The organism is Candidatus Jettenia sp. AMX1 (assembly GCF_030263775.1).
GTDB classification, from domain to species: Bacteria; Planctomycetota; Brocadiia; order Brocadiales; family Brocadiaceae; genus Jettenia; species Jettenia caeni.
Genome location: NZ_SZPP01000004.1, coordinates 65,018 through 84,745, shown reverse-complemented (window position 1 = coordinate 84,745; position 19,728 = coordinate 65,018). Strand labels below are relative to the sequence as shown.

Genomic DNA, 19,728 nt, shown 5'->3' with positions numbered 1-19,728 from the left:
CCCAGCTTTGAATAATTATTTATCGGCTGTTATATATTCTAAATGCCTGGATAAGCGCCGGCCCTAAAATTACAATAAAAAGGGATGGGAAAATACAGAGGATGAGGGGAAGTAATAATTTCACGGTTAGCTTGGCAGCTTTCTCCTCTGCCATTTGATATCTCTGCATCCTCATGGTATCAGAATGGATTCTCAATGCCTGCGCCACGCTGGTGCCAAATTTGTCTGTCTGGATCAATAAGGTTACCAGACTCTTCATGTCGTCCAGGTCGGTCCGGCTGGAGAGATTCTTTAAGGCATCCGCGCGTGATTTCCCTATCCGCACTTCCATCTGATACAGTCTGAATTCTTCACTGATCGCTTCGTTACTTAATTTCATTTCTTCTCCGACCCGATCTATTGCGGCGTCCAGGCCCATTCCTGCTTCTGTACAGACAACCAGGAGATCAAGCGCATCGGGAAAGCCCTCCAGTATCCTCTCTTTCCTTTTCGCAACCTTTATCTGAAGCCAGAGATTGGGCAAATTAAATCCGGCTAACGCAAACCCAAGGAAAAATAGTATAAGAAAAAGAGGATGAACAGGTTTCTGAATAAAGAGTTTGAGAAGCGAAAATCCTGCCGGCAATAGAACGGCACATAAGACTTTGGTGCCGAAAAAAATCATTACTATATTCCTGCTCCGGTACCCGATCGTTAATAACATTTTCTGTATATGGGAGAACTCTTTTTCCTGTTCCGGTTTCGCAACGCTTCCAAATATGCCTGTGATCTTCAAAAAAGATTGTTTAATCCATGACTGATAAAGTTTAACACTAGTTGTAGCTGATAAGGCATCCCCGGTCTGTTTCCCGGCAAAACTACGCTCCGCCTGTTTAATTCTTTGCATTAACTTCCGGCGTTCCAGCCATGATCTGATGAAGTAAAAAATAGCTGAAACAAGAAGCGCTACTCCAATAAATAGTGTGATAGGTATTAATACAGTAGCATCCACTCTCAGGCCTCCTTATACCTTTATCTCAATAATCTTCTTCATTACAACAACCCCCACAATCATCATAAAAAAGGAGAGAGTAATGAACACCTTTCCGATAGGATCAAGTATTAAGACTCTTATATAATCAGGGTTTATAACCGAGAGGGCAAGGGCAACGAGAAAAGGAATGGCAATTAACATGATTGCTGATAACTTTCCCTCTGCCGCTAAGGTGCGGATACGGCCCTGCAGCTTAAATCTCTCCCGGATGATGCGGCTGATCTTTTCTAAAATCTCACAGAGATCGCCTCCGGTTTCTCTTTGAAGAGTGATTGCAACGGCAAAAAAATTAAGATTTGAGCAATCAACACGCTCTGTGAGGTTTGTTAAGGCCTCCTTAATACCGACCCCAAAATTGATCTCATCAACTACCTTGGCAAATTCACCACGAATAGGATCATCAAACTCCTGTACCACCATTTGCAGTCCGCCTGAAAGGGCATGCCCGGCCTTCAACGACCGGGCAATTAAATCAAGGGCTTCGGGTAATTGCCGTTCAAATTTCTTTATCCTGCTTTTCTTTTTCATGGAGATATAAAAAAAGGGTATGATACCGAGCAGTGGAGTTATAACCAGTGATAACAGATGGATTTTTATTACACAAGAGGTAATAAAAAATCCGGCAAAAGCCATAGCAAGTGAGGCCAGAATAAAAACACCGAGGGGATACTGAAGGTTGGACTGCAAGAGAGTGCAATCGATTTTCCGGAGAAAAGGGATGCCCTGGAGTAATTGGTTAAGCCATGGGATGTCACTCAACGGCCTCTTTTTCCTTACAATATCAATAGTCTGGTTTCTGCCAATCCTTGTTGAAAATTCCCTGATCTGTTCCTGGATTCTTCTTGAGTCTGGTCGTTTCTTTCCCATGAGAAAAAAGATTCCTGTTATGATAAGGAGCACAGCAAAAAATACAGCGATACTGATAACAAGTTCCATTTTTCCTGCTTCTCCTTTTCTTGTTAAACCTTCAACACTTTTACAGAATCAAAAATGCCGTCCGGGAGTGGCACACCAATGGCGTGAAACTTATCAAAAAATTTTGGTAAAATCCGGCTCATTTCAAAGCATCCTTTTACTCTGCCGTTTTCATCTATTCCATGCTGTTTGAAGGAAAATATCTCTTGCATGGTTATGATATTTCCCTCCATTCCGACAATCTCCTGCAGGCTTACTAATTTCCTGCTTCCGTCAACAAGGCGCGAAACTTGAATAATAACCTGTATGGCAGAACTAATATATTTCCTTATTGCTTCATTGGGGATGTTGAGTCCGGACATAGCCACCAGGGTTTCCAGCCGTAATAAAGCATCCCGTGGTGTATTGGCATGTATAGTCGTAAGAGAACCATCATGTCCGGTATTCAGGGCCTGGAGCATATCTAAAACCTCTCCGCCTCTTACCTCGCCCAGGATAATGCGGTCCGGGCGCATTCTCAAACTGTTTTTAACCAGATCCCTCTGGGTAATCTCTCCTTTGCCTTCAACATTTGGCGGCCTTGTCTCCAGACGGACTACGTGCTCTTGTTTTAGCTGGAGTTCGGCAGAATCCTCAATGGTTATAATCCTCTCATGCGAAGGGATAAACCGGGAAAGAACATTCAGCATAGTTGTCTTTCCGGTGCCGGTTCCTCCTGAAATCAGAATATTTAATTTTGCAGTGACCAGTCCCTTGAGAAGTTCACCAATCTCCTGGGTCAATGTTTTCAGGGTAATCAAATCTTCTATCTCTAATGGAGTAACTGCAAAACGCCTGATCGATAGCATAGGACCTTCTATGGCCAGAGGTGGGACGATGGCATTGACACGGGAGCCATCGGGTAACCGTGCATCTACCATAGGGCATGATTCATCAATCCGGCGTCCCACCGCCGATACGATTCTATCGATAACGTTTTTCAGGTGGACATTGTCTTTAAACCTCGCTTTGGTAAGTTCTAACCTTCCGTATCTCTCAACATATATTTGTCTGTACGTATTAACGAGCACATCGGTGACGGTCGGGTCGTGCATGAAGGGCTCCAGAGGGCCGAGACCGAGCACCTCATCCTGAACCTCCCTGCAAAACTGCTCCTTCTCTTCAGCGTTGAGGGGAATGAACTTTTCTTCCGATAGTATCCGCTCTATCACCCTTTTTATCTCATACCTTAGCGCTTCCTGATCGAGAGAACCAATAAGCGACAGATCCAAAACCTGTACGAGCCGTTCGTGAATCCTGGTTTTTAATTCGTGAAATTCATTTGTTGCCAGAGATAGACCCGAACTTTCATGTAACAGCGCCATGTATCTCTCCTTCATGTACTTGCAGATTCCTTTCTTTAGCTAAACAGGGAGAAGATGCCCTTTCCCTTTTTCCTTTCACTATTTTCCAAAAATACAGAGGCCAATTCCTTAAATTTCTTGTGGATCTCAGTTCCCTGTGCCGTGGTGCAAAGAGGTTTTCCCTGATGTATCGCACTCATCGTGGTCCTGTAGACATTCGGAATACAGCACAGAACTTTTTTATCTATTCCCTTCTCCAGCATATCCAGAGAAATATCAGCATGTTTCACGAAGCGGTTTACAATGATCCCGGTATTTTCCCGGAGCGGATAACCATATTTCCGAAATGCATCCTGAAGCTTTTTAAGATTAATAATACAGGGAAGATTTTGTATACAGACAAGCAATACGGTATCTGACATCTTCATGACTGCTTTTGAATTATCATCAAGATACTTTCCACTATCTATGATAATAAAATCAAACATAGTTTGCATGAGTTTCAAGAGGGCCTCCAGGGCTTGAGGACTCACGGGGTAATCCTCCGTCAATTCAACGGGGGAAGGAAGTATGTAAATTCCGGAAGTATGCCGGGAAAGGATACTCATCAAATACGTCTCATCCAATCGGGCAATGTTTTTGGCAACCTTTATCCAATCGAAAACGGATTCTATAGTTAACATGGATGATATTTCCCCGAAAAAGCGGTTCATATCTATAAGGGCTACCGATGAAGTACTCTCTAACTCAGCAATGCTCGCAGCAAGATTGGCAGCAATCAGGGTTGTCCCAACCCCACCCTTACATCCAAATATATCGATAATTTTTCCCCTTTTCCCTGTTGTGCCTGCTGCTTTTTCATGTTCCCTGAGCGATTTTATCTTTACCAGGGCATCCCTTACCTCTTCTTTGTTAATTGGCTGAGGGAAAAATCCCCTGGCTCCTACCTTTAAGGCCTCAAGCAAGGTCTCCGGGCTTGTAATCGATGATGTTAAAAAAATATCCCGGACGGTTCCTGACATCTGGAGATTATTCACCATCTGTAATTCTTTTTTTGGGTTGTCTCCCAGCTCCTGAATCAGGAGATCATAAGACCCGTTATTTTTCATCTGTGATGTGGTATGATGGATTTGAAACCCGCCGAGAGACGAAATAATCTCTTCCAGCTCTTCCCGTATTTTTTGATTCTGTATCTCCAACCTGATAGAAATGATATTCTTTACCATAATAAATTCCTCTATTTTACGAGTACCGGTATTTCTGCCAGTATCCCGAAGTTTTTTCCGCCGCTGGTGCCTGTAGGTGGTATATGTGGATTACAATCCGGTTTGAAATATATGCTTTTCTGCTCATAGGGAGCAGGATTTCCATCTGCATTTTGTAAGTTAAAATGTGCAACAAAGCTATCCCATCGTTTCTTTCCATCCTTATCGCTGGATGCCCAATCCCCCATCTTTTCGGGGGCATTGTTATATTTAGGATCTTTTCCAACATCGGTTATCCAAACGACATTGACGTTAACAGCGCCAACTACTTCCTCACAGGTACCTATATTATTACCCGGACAGGTTATTACCGGGAGGGTAAGATTCCACAACGTTTCCGGTGGCTTTCCATCTGGAGCCCAACACTTGAAAATCTCCTTCAAGGAATCCGCCATTACTCCTCCATTTGTTGCCATGTCCTTGCCAAGATAGATCGTTTCCGGATTTCCTTCCCCACAAACGAGAGCCTTTACATCGTGATCGTTCGTACCGCCCTGACAGGGATTCTCCTGGTTAAAATTAGTCCAGCCGGCGGTTTCACTTTTACTCATGCGACCAACAGTACACTGGTATCGATCATTCTGGAGAATACTATCCATACAAATAGCTATAGGCTGATTAACAGCGCCTGGCGGCAATGTCCCGGCAAATCCAATATATGCTACCGCCTCCTTTTGCAGCGCAAAACTCTGGTAACCGAAGACCCTGGCAAAGAAAGAAGATGCGGGGGATGATTTCCTCCTCGTTATTACCCTGACCGCATTAATGAAATCCGGATCAGCATCTAAATCTTCATCTGATCTGTTTATGAGGCCGACAGGATCGAGAGATGCATTCGGGGTAAAGGTACTGGTAGCAAAACTCCAATGGCCTCTCTGCACGTCCCCGGCATTTCCACCCGACCAGTTAACTTCAACAGCTTTTCCTTCGCTCATGTTTGTCGTAGCGGTATTGTATGCAATTTGGTTTGCATCCTCATTTATAGCAGTACCGTTTTCGTTATACAAAAACCTTGCGCCGGCCAATGCGCCTGCATCGGCTGCGTTTTGCAGTTCGTTTTGCACCACACAGAGATGGCCTATATCAACGGCAAAGGCAGCAAAACCGATGAATGTTACCATCAAAAGTGCAACGATGACAATAGTGGCTCCCCGCTCGTTCTTTAATCTTACATAGAGTTGGAAACGTGTTCTCATGGTTTTTCCTTTTTAATCGGCTTAAACGGCTTGAACCTTTTAAACCAATTAAACGATTTATTAGATTATTCCATTCTCATTACCGTTACTGCCGATAGGGTTCGTCCTCCGGTAAGGCCAGCTATAAAATTAGGGAGAACCAAAAAATCATAGTCATATGTTACGGTAACGGTAAGCTCATCTCCGGATTCCTCGCCGGTCCATTCGGGGGTGGTCGTTGGTGGGTTGTTAGTTCCAAAGGTAATAAGATAGTTCGAGCAATAATTATTTACGATAGCTATGATTTCATCGGCTGATACCCGGTCCTCTTTCCATACTATTCCGGCGCGCGCCCCTTCTCTGCTCGCATTGGTGATTACCTGTTTATCATATAAGAGTAAACTGAATTCGATAATCCCAAAAATAAGGAAGATCAATACCGGCAAAATAATGGCAAACTCTACAGCGGCTACCCCTTTTTGGTCTCTGAATTTCTTCATAACATCACCTTATGGTTTCTCTATCTTGTACTGGTTTGGCCAATAGTAACACCTATAGGATACATAGGCGGCGCTGAACGTATCTCAAAACCTTTCCGGTATTTTTCCATGACTATCAGGGCAGCATGGCCGTCGAGTCCATGCACTGGATCCAGATTTTTCCCGGCTTCAGGGTTCAATATCTGATTGGATTTGACAAGCTGAAATGAGTTCCCATAATCCTTTTCCACCCGGCTTGTAGCGCAGCTTACCAAAGACATACCTGCTAAACTTATTAAAACAAGGTATTTTTTTATCATATCCTTTCCTCATGCTCTGCTTGTTAGGAGTTTTAATTCTGTAGGGTAACCCTTCAGGGTTGCCTGGCAAGGCTAAAGCCTCGCCCTACATTATGATCTTTGTAACTACAGAGTAAGAGAACAATAACCAGAAGTGTTTCCCTTTAAGGTATTTTTAGTTATTCAAAATAATGTTGGATTATCAGATTTTGCAGAGGCGCAAGATTTTGCGTCTCTCCTTGATGCTAAGGTCTTATATGCCCAAAATCTCCTTCTAATCCTCCATGATTACTCAAGATTGAAGGTGAAGATGCGGCGCCCGGGGATGATTCCTTTCCTCTCCCTTCCATCCTTCCGAGGAGATAAAACTCATAATCATTTGGTTCTCTATACGTGTCTGTGGGCAGTGTTTGTTTTGCCAGATCAATTGGTTTTACCAGATGCGGGGTAACGACAATAACGAGCTCTGTCTCATTTTTCCGAAATTCATTGCTCCTGAACAGGGCGCCTAAAACCGGAATATCACCTAAAAGAGGAAATTTCGTTACTGTTTGTCTGACTTCTTCATTGAGCAGACCGGCAATAGCAAAGCTTTGCCCTTCCGCAAGTTCTATTTCTGTTGATACACGTCTGGTCGTCAATGCCGGTATGGTAAAACCCTGAAGGGTAATGGTATTGGTAAAATCCAGTTCAGATACCTCCGGGGCTACCTGCATGTTAATCTTATTGTTACTTAATACGGTGGGGGTGAAGTTGAGTCCGACCCCGAACGGTTTATAATAAATGGTAATTGTCGGGATTCCTCCGCCTGCCCCTGACTGAGGAACAGGAACGGGGAATTCACCGCCGGCGAGGAAATAAGCCGTTTTCCCGCTTAAGGTAATGAGTGTCGGCTCTGCCAGGATCTTTAACAGGCCATTTTCCTTTAAGGCGTCAATAAACATCGTCCAGGTAGCGCCGCCTGACATAAAACGGAAGATAAGGTTAATACTATCTGCGGTGTTTAATGTTGCTGCCGGGGGAGTGCCGGGCGGTATCCTTGCGAGGTTATCGAGGATCGATATCCCAAACTGCCTTCCGCTGCCACTCAAAAAGTTAAAATTTACCCCTAATCTCTTAATGAGGGTGCGGGACATCTCGGATACGCGGACCTCGAGCATTACCTGATGAACGCCTCCTACCTCAAGAAAGTTGTTAATCAGATATTTTCCCTCTCTGTTTACCGGCGCGTATGACTGAGCAAGCTCGATCACCTGAGAGATATTTGTTGTACTGGAAACAGTGCCTGAAAGAGTAATACTCTCGTTCGTAGCGGTTACCCGTATATTTTCTTCGCGGGGAAACATCTCGTAAAGGTGTTCTTTCAACCGGTCAATATCGGGTAATACCTCAAGGTCAAAGATAGTGGAGGGTCTGTCGTTCTCATCCCATAAGGTAAGATTCGTCAGGCCGGGGGTCTTTCCGGTAATATAAATCTCCCTGGGTGTAAGTACCGTAACATCCGCTATCTCAGGGGCGGCCAGAGATACCCGCTTTACCGGCCTCTGGCTTCTCACGATGGTAGACTTTCGCACCGTCAGGATAAGCTTCCGTGGTTGCGTAGTATTGACCCTCACCCTTGCGGGGTTGCCCGCCCAGCCTTGAAAGGAAAAAATAAGCACGAGGATAAGAGTTACCGGAAAAGAGATCCTGTTATACCAATGCGTTGTGGTCCGGTCTGCCATGTTATTTACTCTCCTTCTTTTCCAAAGTTCAACTCGGTTACACAGCCTCCCTTGATTAATTGTACAGATAAAACCTGCGGTTTTGATGGCGTCCGGTCCGCCTTTTTCTTTCCCCTGTAAGAGGTAAGTAACGTGGGTATTGTAATGCCTCCCGTGATTACATCTTCACTATCGGTAAAATTTCTCAGCGCCAACTGGATATTCCCCTCAGTAACTGCCAAAGCCAGCCTTTCTGCCTCATCAGGGGTTACTTCCAGGGTAATCACCTCTACCTGGGCAGGTTTCTCCTTTTTATTATCTTTTTCTACCTGAGGGCCTGCAGCAAGAACAAGGATATTTTCAAGCACAATCTTGGTTATCGGGGTAGAAACCTTTCCCCTCTGTCCCATGGTTACGAGTACATCTACCCGGTTTCCGGGATGGATAAAGCCCGATATGCCTATTACCTTATCGACCTTTACTGACATTGCACGCTTTTGTGGGGTAACTACCGCAGCTACCCCGCCGGTTTTGATCGTAGTCGGTGCCAGCCTTGACTCGAATATCGGTTCATTTGCCTTTACGGGGTAGAGCAAGACCCTTCCCTCTATGGCTGAAGGGTCAGAAAAATAGCCTGCCGGCAAACTTTCTTTTAAAAACGGTACGAATTTTATCATACTTTTGTCAAGCGGTGTGCACCAGGGTAAATCGAGTGTTGCCACTGCCACTGGCACGGTGCTGGAAGGTTTTGTCTGCGCTTTTGTCTTTTTTTGTAATTGGCTGTAACTGAGTAAGGCGACAAACAAGGCAATACTTATTGCCAGGCTAAACATAAGTACAGGTTTCATTTTCACAATTCCATTACTCCTATTTCAAGGCTGGTTCAATCGTATTCGGTTGAGCCGTATGTTTGAATTCAAAAAGTACAAACGACCCGCCGGGTGGTTTCTCCAAATTTGTCCGTGTTAATGTAATGTTCAGGAAATTCAAAATAGTCACAAAGACACAAAGCAGCAGTGTATCACAGCAGGGGCGAAGCATTTGCCGTTATTGGCCTAAAATACTATGTATACGCTGAACGGCAAATGCTTCGCCCCTACAACTACCATTTCTCCATGGCAACAACCCTGGCAACGGAGAACAGCGTGCCCAGGGCAATCGCCACCCCATAGGCCATCACAGGCATCTTCTCTTTTTTCTCCGGAGGGAGATACGTAAACCTTCCCGTGAGCACAAATACCTTCAGGATTGTTCCGTATCGTTTGAGTGTCTCCATGAGATACCCATGGAATGCAAGGAGTATCATGGCATAAATACCCCCAATCAAAGCTGTACCAAGGAAGGCCATGAATACCCCCTTCATCCCGATTAATCCACCCACAGCGCCCATAAGTTTTACATCGCCTGCCCCCATACCTGCAGCAAGGTAAAAAGGCATGAAAAAGGCGATCCCCAAAAACATGCCCTCTACACTGAAAATAAGCCCAGGAATTCCTTTTGTACAGGTATAAAATGCAATTCCTGCTGCCACAGCAGGGAATGTTAACCAGTTCGGTATCCTGTGAGAGCGGATATCATAGAATGCAGCAATGAACAACATGATAACTAAGGATGCAAGGGGGATTATCTCAATGAGATCCATATTGATTTTTTCTTTCTTTTGACAGATAACAATTTGTTATTTATACTTCCTCTTAAAGGGGATACATTATCCGACATCTAGTCTCATACCATTTGAGTTTTCGAAATAGATAATGTATCCCTTACCTATGAGTTATCTTAACAGATTCTTCATTACCACTTACTTGGTAGGATCTACCATTTTCTCTCCGAGACCCTCAAATGCAGTTTTCATTTTTGAGTTAAGAACTGTAACAGCAGCAACAATACCTACAGCAATAATAGCAGCGAGTATACCATACTCAATAACGGTAATACCTTCTTCACCCTTTAAGAAATGTAAGAATTTCCTCACTTTAATCACCCCCTTTCTCTTATGGAAAAAATGTGATTTCAAGAGACATCAATGATAATTGATGCGCTACATTATCTGTCTCATAATACACACATGTGTAGTTTGGCAGATTTACTATAAAACATGTATAACACATCTCCCGGGTGAATTTAATTGCATGAAATTCCCAGTATTCTGCTCCAAATTATAGTATTCCAAGGATGAAATTGAACATATCTTCAACATGCTTATCCTTATCTCTCCTGAGATTTCCCTGTAAACATTATAAAACGGAATATGCGTTTTATTTCTGGCTGTAAAAACAAAAAAACCTTACTACGAAAATACCTATGTATGTATTTTCGTAGTAAGGTTTTCTCTTTGTTTTTCCCTGAATTTATTTATAACCATTTTCGGTAGTAGGGCTATCTTTTCAGCGATAATTTTGGGGCCTTAAAGATCCTTTACTTTGCGTCCTCTGATCGCTCAGAGTTTGCCTTTATCGTTCTGTGTTAAAAAAGAACTTATTACATTAGGTTGGGTTTTAAAAGACAAAACCCAACGGCTTTTTACTCACCCCTCAATCCTCTCCCGAGAGGGGACTTTTTGATTCCCCTCTTGGGAGGGGTTAGGGGTGGGTTCATTCCCCTGTAGAGACGCAAAACCTTGCGTCTCTACAATTGAGTTAGGGGTGTGTTAATGGCATCATGAAAAATGGAGTCGATGTAGGGCAAGGCTTTAGCCTTGCCCCCGTAATTGAAATTCCTATCATGAACTCGCGAGATATTTAACATATCACTCTATCGTATGTCAATCAAAAAACTGCAAAACACCTTCTTAATACTTCCTTTCTTTCGGTTCAAAGGGTCCGATATTTACGGGTTTATAGTCTAATTTCACGCCTTCAGGGGTAAAATGGGCTACGGTATGTTTCAGCCATCCGGTATCGTCCCTTTTGGGAAAATCGGTACGGAAGTGAGAACCGCGGCTTTCCTCTCGGGCTAATGCGCTGGCGATGACGGCCTCCGCCACATCCAGGCTGCCCTTCAGCTCCAATGCCCATGCAAGACTGAGGTTCACCCGTTTACCGGTATAATGCAATGTGATTCGGTTGTATCTGTCGCTTAAGGCTTTTACTTCATACAATGCTTCTTGTAAGGCAGATGCATTACGGAAGATACCAACCTTGCTGTCCATAACCTTATTGAGAGCCACCTTGATATCAGCAGGTATTTCATTCCCTTCTGGTTTACATAATGCATTGAACCTTTGCTCTGTGCGTTTCAGGGTGTCTTTGAGAGCCGTTTCACATTTCCTGCCTTTTAAGTCCTGCAGGTAATGAACGGCATTTTTACCTGCGATGGCGCCGAAGACAATGGTATCAAGGAGCGAGTTGCCGCCTAACCGGTTCGCTCCGTGTACACTCACGCATGCCGCCTCGCCTGCTGCATACAATCCTTTTATACTCGTCTCACATTCAATAGTACAATCAATTCCGCCCATGGTGTAGTGTTGGCCTGGTTGAATGGGAATAAGATCTGTGACTGGATCCATACCGGTAAATTCTCTGCAAATCTTCCGTATTCCGGGCAATCTTTGCTGAATCTTTTCTTCTCCCAGATGTCTTAAGTCAAGGTGAACGTAGCTATTGTCAATACCGCTGCCTGCCATGATCTCGCGGATAATATTTCGTGAAAGAATATCTCTGGGGGCTATTTCCATAGCATTTACTGAATCGCTGTATTTTGCCAAAAAGCGTTCACCCTTGTTGTTGAGCAAAAAACCGCCTTCACCACGGCATCCCTCGGTAATCAGGATATTTTTGCCCAACAGGGTTGTTGGATGAAACTGGATAAACTCCATATCTTTAAGCGGCGCTCCCGCCCAATACGGCACAGCCATACCCATACCGGTATTAATCAGGGCATTGGTACTGCATCCGTATATACGGCCAACGCCTCCTGTGGCGAAGATCACTGCCCCGGCCTGCAACACCTCTAATCGTCCGCTGACAATATCCCATGCGATCACACCCACACAAACACCATCTTCGATTACGAGGTCCGTCACGAGCCATTCCTGATACATTACCATCTCCTCCCGTTCGGCCTCTTGTTTATATTTAATAATTTGCTGATACAGGGTATGCAGAAGGGCCTGGCCTGTTGTGTCCGATGCATAGCAGGCGCGCGGAAAACCAGCGCCGCCAAAGGGTCTCTGGGCAATCTTTCCTTCAATGGTACGGCTAAAAGGGCAACCCCAGTGTTCCATTTCGTAGATACGTTCAGCAGCTTCTTTGGTCATACGGATGACGGCATTCTGGTCTGCCAGGTAATCGCTTCCCTTTACCGTATCAAAGGCATGTTTTTCCCAGGTATCATAAACACCACGCGGGTGATTCCCCAGTGCGGCGTTAATGCCTCCCTGCGCAGCAACGGAATGCGACCTGACGGGATGTACTTTTGAAATAATGGCAACCTTGATATTATGGCGATTGAGTTCAATAGCTGCCCTTAAACCAGCGAGACCTCCGCCGACCACAATGGCATCATGATAAATCATATAAGTTCCTTTTCCTTAAGAAAGGCACATAAATCCATAACACAGCAAAGCTGCAACCAAAAAGAGTTTAACCACAAAGCATATAAAGTTTTACACAAAGGACACAAAGAAAAACTACAAAAAGAAACGTCATTGGGTTCTGTCTTTTACAATCCAGCCTGATTATTAAATATATAAGAATTTCAATTCTGTAGGGCAACCCTTCAGGGTTGCTATCCTCGTGCAGGTATGCAGGCGGGGAGGCAAGGCTAAAGCCTTGCCCTACATCTTGAATACAAGATATATGTTCAGTATTGAGTGATTACAGAATTATGGTAAAAATCCCTATAATCGCAATTATGAGAAAAATGAAAAATGATATCCATAATAATTTCTTTTGTAAACGGGTAAGATGCCAGAAATCGACTATGGTAATCCTTATTCCGTTCAGCAGATGTATAGCTACTGCCAGGAGTAATACATATTGAAAAATATATCCGAATGTTGTATCAAATTTGCTAATCGCATAATCATAAGCGGTTTTGCCCCGGAAGACATAGCTCAATGTCCAGATGTGTAAAAAAAGGAATAGTGTGACCGCTATTCCGGTAATCCGGTGGATCCAGAAGGCATACATGCCTGGATACCTGTTCTTAATAAGGTCTTTAAAGCCTTCCTTTAATTTTTGCATATTCATGTTCTTCAATATTAGAGGAAGTAATCCCCCTTGGTCCTCCTTTAAAAAAGGGGGAAATCCCTCGTCCCCCCTTTCTATAGCATCCAAGAGATGAACCGAACAAAATATGGCGCATGAGTCTTTGGTTGTATGCAGGTGTATGGAACATACGGAATCCTTATTCTAACTTATATTCACATATTTTCCCCCTTTTTTAAAGGGGGATCAAGGGGGATTAAGACGATTCCGCCGTTCCTCCTTCTATGATACATACTCCCTGATTTAATTCCATGCCGGGGTACTGCTGTTTTGTGTTGCAAACCAGATGAGTATATACACACCAATGCCAAACAAGACCAAACCGGTAAACCAGAGGATATATTTAAAAAAGAATTGTGTTTTCCTGCTGAAATTACAATCGATACCTATACCCCAAAGTCCGTTAAGGCCGTGAAAAATAACCAAAGAGAGGAGGCAAATATGAAAGGTAATCCATCCCGGGGTGCAGAACCGGTTGACGATTTCATCGTAATAGCGGGAGGTATACCTGTCAGGGCTAAAATGAAACAGAAAGAAATGAACGGCCATTCCGATAACGAGCAACAGGGCTGTAATCCTCTGGAGGAACCACGACCAGAAACCTTGATTTTGTGTATTCATTATTTACTTTTGCCACAAAGTCACGAAGACACGAAGGTAATAATTTTTTCTTTGTATCTTAGTGGCGGCCTAAATCTTTCGTTATTAAGGTTATATAATCTTTCGCAGAATACCATCTTTAATACGTGGGACGTTAAAGTTTATAAGAAAACCAAGACGTTTACCAGTAAGTTTCAAGTGACTTAACAACTGCGCTTCCCAAACCGGATTTATGGTGTCTATAGCTTTGAGCTCACAAATAACGAGTTTCTCAACCAGTACATCTAAACGCAACCCTTCGTTAAAGATCATTTCATCATACACAATAGGGATATTTACTTGCCTTTCGGTAGAAAGTCCTCTTTTGGAGAGTTCGTGACAAAAACAGATCTCATATACTTTTTCCAATAATCCGGGACCTAATGTCCTATGTACAGTATAAGCTGCATCAACAATCTTTCGCGCTATATCTTCTTCTTTATTGGAGAGCAGTTCATACTTCATGCTGTTTTACTTTGTGTCTTTGTGCCTTAGTGGCTAACGTTTTTTATAAAGATTCATTAAATCATCTCTGGTAAAGACAGACTCGAAGGGAATATCTTTTGCCTCGATATTCTCTCGCCCGCCTTCCTGCCGGTCTACCAGGGCAATGGCTTTAATGGGATTCAGATTTGATTCCCTGGCACGGTGTATAGCTTCTATGGTGGATTGACCTGTGGTAACTACATCGTCTACAATCACAACCCGGTCACCTTCCCGCACGTTCCCCTCAATCCACTTCATTAATCCGTGCTCCTTTGCCTTTTTTCTTACGACAAAGGCATTAATAGCGTCATCCTGCATGCCACTAACCATTGCTGTAGCAAAGGCAATGGGGTCGGCGCCCAAGGTTAAACCGCCAAGAGCGTTAACATGGAGGTCTTTGACCTTATGGTAAAAGAGGTGTCCAATCAACAGCATGGCCTCAGGGTCCAACGTTGTTGTCTTGCAATTAATATAATAGTTGCTCATCCTTCCTGATACCAGTTTAAAGATAGGTTCTTCACTGTATTTGAAAGATTTCATGAGAAGGATTTCCAGTAATCGTTTTTCGGCTTTAATCAGGTTCATTTTCTATCGATAGATAGGGGTGACCCATCGGATCGCCCCTACGTTTTTCTCCTATAATAAGGTATCTACCTGTTCACATAATACTTTTACGGCATCGGCTGATCGTTTTAAGGCGGCTGATTCTTCATCGTTTAACGCGATCTCAAAGATCTGTTCAATGCCTTTTGCGCCAAGTTTTACCGGTACACCTACAAAGAGTCCATCGATATTGTATTCGCCCTCACATAAGGCGGCACAGGGCACTATCTTTTTCTTATCCTTGAGTATTGCCTCAACCATTTCTACGACTGCTGCTGATGGGGCATAAAAGGCGCTCCCTGTCTTGAGCAGACTAACAATTTCAGCGCCACCATCCCTCGTACGTTTTACTATGGCATTCAGGCGTTCTTTGGGCAGTAATTCTTCTACCGGGACGCCTGCAACCGTGGTATATCGGGTGGAAGGGACCATGGTATCCCCGTGTCCACCCAGTACAAAGGCCTGAATGTTCTCGACGGATACCTTAAGCTCCATTGCAAGAAAGGTACTGAAACGGGCGGCATCCAATACGCCCGCCATACCCATGATACGGTGTTTCGGGAAACGGCTCACCTTATGAGCCACATAGGTCATGGCGTCCAGGGGATTAGATACGACAATCAGGATAGCGTTGGGCGAGCTTTTCGCAATATTTTCTGCCACCCCTTTTACAATACCCGTATTGATCTTCAGCAGGTCATCCCTGCTCATGCCGGGTTTCCTTGCTACACCTGATGTAATGATGGCAATATCAGAATCCTTCGTTTCTTCATATCCGTTTGTACCGATAATTTCTGAATCATAGGAGTAGACAGGTCCTGATTCCAGGATATCCAGGGCTTTTCCCTGTGGCATATCCTGGAGAATGTCCACCAGCACCACATTACCCAACTCTTTTTCAACCAAACGCTGCGCTGTTGTAGCGCCCACATTTCCAGCGCCAATAACAGTTATCTTCTTTCTCGACATAATAAATCTCCGGTATTGTTTTTCTTTTATTCGTGACTATTCGTGTTCATTCGCGGCAAAAAATAATCATTCCATATTCTTTATTATTTCATCCGCAAACTCGGAGCATTTCACTAATCTGGCGCCTTCCATCTGGCGTTCGAGGTCGTATGTTACCGTCTTTTTCTGAATCGTTGTTTCTAACGCCTTTACAATCATAGTTGCCGCCTTATCCCATCCCAGATGCTCAAGCATCATAATCCCTGATAAAATAACCGAGCCGGGATTAACCTTATCTTGTCCTGCATATTTTGGGGCAGTGCCGTGAGTGGCTTCAAAAATGGCGGCTTTATCGCCAATATTAGCGCCAGGGGCCATACCCAGTCCGCCCACCTGCGCTGCGCAGGCATCAGAGATGTAATCGCCGTTGAGATTCGGTGTAGCAATTACCTCATACTCCTCAGGTCTTAAGAGCACCTGCTGGAACATAGCATCGGCGATTCTGTCTTTTATAACGATCTTGCCCTTTGGTACAACGCCCTTGTGCTTTTCCTGAACAGCCTCTTCTGTTATAACATATCGGGAGAATTCCTCTTTCGCCAATTCATAACCCCATTCACGGAAGGCGCCTTCGGTAAATTTCATAATGTTTCCCTTGTGCATAAGGGTCACACTCTTCCGCCTCTTATCAATTGCATATTGTATGGCGCGCCTTATTAATCTTTTTGAGCCGGTTACGCTCATGGGCTTAATACCAATGCCTGAGTCTTTCCGGACCTTTTTCCCAAGTTCCTTTTCCAGGAAAGCGATGAGTTTCTTTGCTTCGGGAGAGCCTTTTTTATATTCAATCCCTGCGTACACATCCTCCGTATTTTCCCGGAAAATAACAACATCCAATTTTTCAGGTGATTTTACCGGACTCGGTACGCCATCGAAATAACGGACGGGACGGACGCAGGCATACAAATCAAGCTCTTGCCTGAGGGTTACATTCAGGCTTCTGATGCCGCCTCCAACAGGTGTGGTGAGTGGTCCCTTGATAGCAATTTTATATTTCTTAATGGCGTTAAGGGTATCTTTCGGAAGCCATTCCCCATATTCTTTGAAGGCATGTTCACCCGCAAAAATCTCTTGCCAATAAATACGCTTTTTGTCCTTATAGGTCTTACTCACCGCAGCATCGAATACCCGGACAGATGCATTCCAGATGTCAGGACCGGTTCCGTCTCCTCTTATAAAGGGAATAATAGGGTTATCGGGCACTATGAAACGGTTCTTCTCTATTTGTATTGCTGTGCCACTCGTAAAATTACTCTTCTTTTTAGACAACGTCCTGCCTCCTCTTATCCTTTTCATGATCTTCATAGCGATTAATTTCTTCAAAATATACTTTTGCGGTATCCGTAAATCTCTGCTATACTACCTGCATGGCAGTTTGATTTCAACTGAATATTTGCGTTATTATTGCGGTTGGACACAGAAGAACACAGATAAACACAGATTTTTCAGCATGAAGCGAAGTACTGTTAATCGCCCGTTATAGTATTCAAGGGATGGAATCGGACAGTATTTTATATGGGGTGGCACGGACAAACTTGTTTGTCCGTGTTCATGGAATCAAATCACGGTTCATTTTGTCCGGTTTCATTTTTTGATTACTATAGGTGAGTTTCCTAACCTGCATGATTAATTTTCCTGGTACGTATCTGTGTTCATCTGTGTCCCACTGCAGAATTCAAACGTTACATAATGTATAGTTCTGACTAACTATGAAGATTAAATTTATTGGTGCGGCAAGGACAGTTACCGGCTCATGTTACTCTGTTCAAACAAAGGAAGCCAACATCCTTATCGATTGTGGTCTCTTCCAGGGCACGAGAGATCACGAGAAAAGGAATATGAAGCCTTTCCCGTTTGAGCCATCGGAAGTTCAGTACCTGTTACTGACCCATGCACATTTGGATCATTCGGGCCTTATTCCAAAACTGGTAAAAGACGGCTTTCGGGGTAAGATTCTTGCTACCAGCGCCACGATGGATTTAGGCAGTATTCTCTTATTGGATTCAGCCCATATCCAGGAACTTGATGCGGCGTGGGAAAATAAGAAGCGCATCAGGTCTGGAAAATCTCTTATCAGACCGATGTATACTGTTCAGGAAGCCACTGAAAGTCTTGCCTATTTTCAGGCTGTAGCCTACAACGAGATACGGGATTTGAGTAACGGTATTAAGGCGAGGTTCCGGGATGCGGGCCATATCCTGGGCTCTGCTGTTGTTGAGCTATGGATAAAGGATGATGATGCAGAGGAAAAAAAGCTCATTTTCTCCGGTGACCTTGGACAAAAGGATTTACCCTTCATTAAAGATCCGACACCTATTGAAGAAGGGGATTTTGTCTTTATAGAATCGACCTATGGCAACCGAAAGCACAAAGGTATACAGGAAACGATCAATGAATTTGCCGGGGCAATTGCAGAATCATTGAAAAGGGGCGGTAACGTGATTATCCCTTCCTTTGCAGTCGGCCGTACTCAGGATATTTTGTATATTTTGAACCGATTATCGGGAGAAGGGAAGCTCGATCATCTTCAGGTTTTTGTAGACAGCCCTATGGCGTTGCAGGCTACCCGTGTCATGCTAAAACACCCGGAATGTATGGACAGTGAGACCTTAGAACTGGTGAAGAAAGGATACAAGAGTACGCTCAATTTGAGATTTACAGAGACCGTTGAGGATTCGATGGGGATCAATAAAGTGAAGAGCGCCGCTATTATCATATCTTCCAGCGGGATGTGTGAAGCTGGTCGCATTCGTCATCATCTCAAACATAACCTGTGGCGTCCGGAATGTAGTGTTATCTTTGTAGGATACCAGGCAGAAGGAACCTTAGGACGTAAAATTATTGAAGGGGCAAAGAGGGTAAAGATATTTGGTGAAGAGATTGCCGTGAATGCCAGAATTTATACCATCGGAGGTCTTTCAGCTCATGCTGATCGTGATGAGCTTATAGATTGGCTTGGAAAATTCAAAAAGAAGCCAAAGCGTGTTTTTGTAATACACGGTGAGGAGGAAACATCCCTCGGCTTTGCAGAAACCATAAGAAAACAGTTAAACCTCGATACCTTTGTGCCAAATAGCCTGGAACAAATTCAAATCTAAATAAAAACAAATTATTTTCATTGCGCATTCTCAAAACAGCTTGATAATGTACACGCTTTTTCTCCGTCATATGCCGTTTGTTTCAATCATTGATCACAATACTTTAAGTCCAAAGGGTTGAAATGATTGTAGACAAAAAGAAGCCGGAATAGTGGTTGTCAATTTCCGGGACAGGATGCAATCCCGAAGGGATGATATGATTATAGACCATGAACAACCGCGAATACATAACCCTGAAGGGGTGAAATGATTCCATGCGGATAACCTATAGATAAATTCATGAGAATTATGGTATATCCTGGTTTACAATCTCATGGAATGTAGAGGAAATTCAACGTTTTTCGTTATGCCATGAACACACCCCCAACCCCAATTGGAGAGACGCAAGATTTTGATAAAAGATAAAAAGCACCGGGGATATGTTCTAATTGTTGGATGTCCTTATTTTTACAGAATAATTGAGGAGGAATTA

The 19,728-nt window shown here is 43.7% G+C and carries 19 protein-coding genes and 1 riboswitch; of the genes, 1 reads left to right on the top strand and 18 read right to left on the bottom strand.

Features of this window, described 5'->3' with window-relative positions:
- Positions 1-19: 19 nt before the first annotated feature.
- The 18 genes from FBQ94_RS01650 to icd form a co-directional block, all read right to left on the bottom strand.
- Positions 20-991, bottom strand: a complete 972-nt coding sequence (locus FBQ94_RS01650) for a type II secretion system F family protein (protein WP_007222536.1) — start codon at positions 989-991, stop codon at positions 20-22.
- A gap of 12 nt (positions 992-1,003) precedes the next feature.
- Positions 1,004-1,969 (bottom strand): type II secretion system F family protein, encoded by a 966-nt coding sequence (locus FBQ94_RS01645; protein ID WP_007222535.1) that lies wholly within the window; start codon positions 1,967-1,969, stop codon positions 1,004-1,006.
- Positions 1,970-1,992: 23 nt separating this feature from the next.
- Entirely contained in the window at positions 1,993-3,312 is a 1,320-nt protein-coding gene (locus tag FBQ94_RS01640; protein WP_007222534.1) for a TadA family conjugal transfer-associated ATPase, read from the bottom strand.
- A 35-nt stretch (positions 3,313-3,347) separates the two neighbouring features.
- The gene (locus FBQ94_RS01635; protein WP_007222533.1) at positions 3,348-4,517 is read right to left on the bottom strand and encodes a CpaE/TadZ family protein; all 1,170 of its coding nucleotides are present in this window, start codon (positions 4,515-4,517) and stop codon (positions 3,348-3,350) included.
- Positions 4,518-4,528: 11 nt separating this feature from the next.
- Positions 4,529-5,752, bottom strand: coding sequence for a TadG family pilus assembly protein (locus tag FBQ94_RS01630; RefSeq protein ID WP_007222532.1), 1,224 nt, complete (start codon positions 5,750-5,752; stop codon positions 4,529-4,531).
- A 65-nt stretch (positions 5,753-5,817) separates the two neighbouring features.
- A complete protein-coding gene (locus FBQ94_RS01625; RefSeq protein WP_007222531.1) occupies positions 5,818-6,231 on the bottom strand; it encodes a TadE/TadG family type IV pilus assembly protein in 414 nt (137 codons plus the stop codon).
- A 20-nt stretch (positions 6,232-6,251) separates the two neighbouring features.
- Complete coding sequence (locus tag FBQ94_RS01620; RefSeq protein WP_007222530.1) at positions 6,252-6,530, bottom strand: hypothetical protein; 279 nt, start codon at positions 6,528-6,530, stop codon at positions 6,252-6,254.
- Positions 6,531-6,754: 224 nt separating this feature from the next.
- Positions 6,755-8,233, bottom strand: coding sequence for a type II and III secretion system protein family protein (locus tag FBQ94_RS01615; protein ID WP_007222529.1), 1,479 nt, complete (start codon positions 8,231-8,233; stop codon positions 6,755-6,757).
- 5 nt (positions 8,234-8,238) lie between these two features.
- On the bottom strand, positions 8,239-9,060 hold the full coding sequence (gene cpaB / locus FBQ94_RS01610) for a Flp pilus assembly protein CpaB (protein WP_007222528.1): 822 nt from the start codon (positions 9,058-9,060) through the stop codon (positions 8,239-8,241).
- 254 nt (positions 9,061-9,314) lie between these two features.
- On the bottom strand, positions 9,315-9,854 hold the full coding sequence (locus FBQ94_RS01605; RefSeq protein WP_007222527.1) for an A24 family peptidase: 540 nt from the start codon (positions 9,852-9,854) through the stop codon (positions 9,315-9,317).
- Between the two features lie 159 nt (positions 9,855-10,013).
- On the bottom strand, positions 10,014-10,187 hold the full coding sequence (locus tag FBQ94_RS01600; RefSeq protein ID WP_007222526.1) for a Flp family type IVb pilin: 174 nt from the start codon (positions 10,185-10,187) through the stop codon (positions 10,014-10,016).
- A gap of 391 nt (positions 10,188-10,578) precedes the next feature.
- A riboswitch (cyclic di-GMP riboswitch) is annotated at positions 10,579-10,674 on the bottom strand.
- Positions 10,675-11,003: 329 nt separating this feature from the next.
- Entirely contained in the window at positions 11,004-12,728 is a 1,725-nt protein-coding gene (locus FBQ94_RS01595; protein ID WP_007222525.1) for an FAD-dependent oxidoreductase, read from the bottom strand.
- A 301-nt stretch (positions 12,729-13,029) separates the two neighbouring features.
- The gene (sdhC, locus tag FBQ94_RS01590) at positions 13,030-13,398 is read right to left on the bottom strand and encodes a succinate dehydrogenase, cytochrome b556 subunit (RefSeq protein WP_007222524.1); all 369 of its coding nucleotides are present in this window, start codon (positions 13,396-13,398) and stop codon (positions 13,030-13,032) included.
- 267 nt (positions 13,399-13,665) lie between these two features.
- Positions 13,666-14,043, bottom strand: coding sequence for a succinate dehydrogenase/fumarate reductase transmembrane subunit (locus tag FBQ94_RS01585; RefSeq protein ID WP_040544403.1), 378 nt, complete (start codon positions 14,041-14,043; stop codon positions 13,666-13,668).
- Between the two features lie 90 nt (positions 14,044-14,133).
- Positions 14,134-14,526: a GxxExxY protein gene (locus tag FBQ94_RS01580; protein WP_040544401.1), complete on the bottom strand. Its 393-nt coding sequence runs from the start codon at positions 14,524-14,526 to the stop codon at positions 14,134-14,136.
- A gap of 33 nt (positions 14,527-14,559) precedes the next feature.
- Positions 14,560-15,087 carry an orotate phosphoribosyltransferase gene (gene pyrE / locus FBQ94_RS01575; protein WP_285441943.1) on the bottom strand — a complete coding sequence of 176 codons (528 nt, stop codon included), beginning with the start codon at positions 15,085-15,087 and terminating at the stop codon, positions 14,560-14,562.
- A 96-nt stretch (positions 15,088-15,183) separates the two neighbouring features.
- Entirely contained in the window at positions 15,184-16,119 is a 936-nt protein-coding gene (mdh, locus tag FBQ94_RS01570; RefSeq protein ID WP_007222520.1) for a malate dehydrogenase, read from the bottom strand.
- A 66-nt stretch (positions 16,120-16,185) separates the two neighbouring features.
- On the bottom strand, positions 16,186-17,463 hold the full coding sequence (icd, locus tag FBQ94_RS01565; protein WP_007222519.1) for an isocitrate dehydrogenase (NADP(+)): 1,278 nt from the start codon (positions 17,461-17,463) through the stop codon (positions 16,186-16,188).
- Between the two features lie 404 nt (positions 17,464-17,867).
- On the opposite strand from icd, the gene FBQ94_RS01560 reads away from it, so the two are divergent.
- The gene (locus FBQ94_RS01560; protein WP_007222518.1) at positions 17,868-19,256 is read left to right on the top strand and encodes an MBL fold metallo-hydrolase RNA specificity domain-containing protein; all 1,389 of its coding nucleotides are present in this window, start codon (positions 17,868-17,870) and stop codon (positions 19,254-19,256) included.
- Positions 19,257-19,728 lie beyond the last annotated feature (472 nt).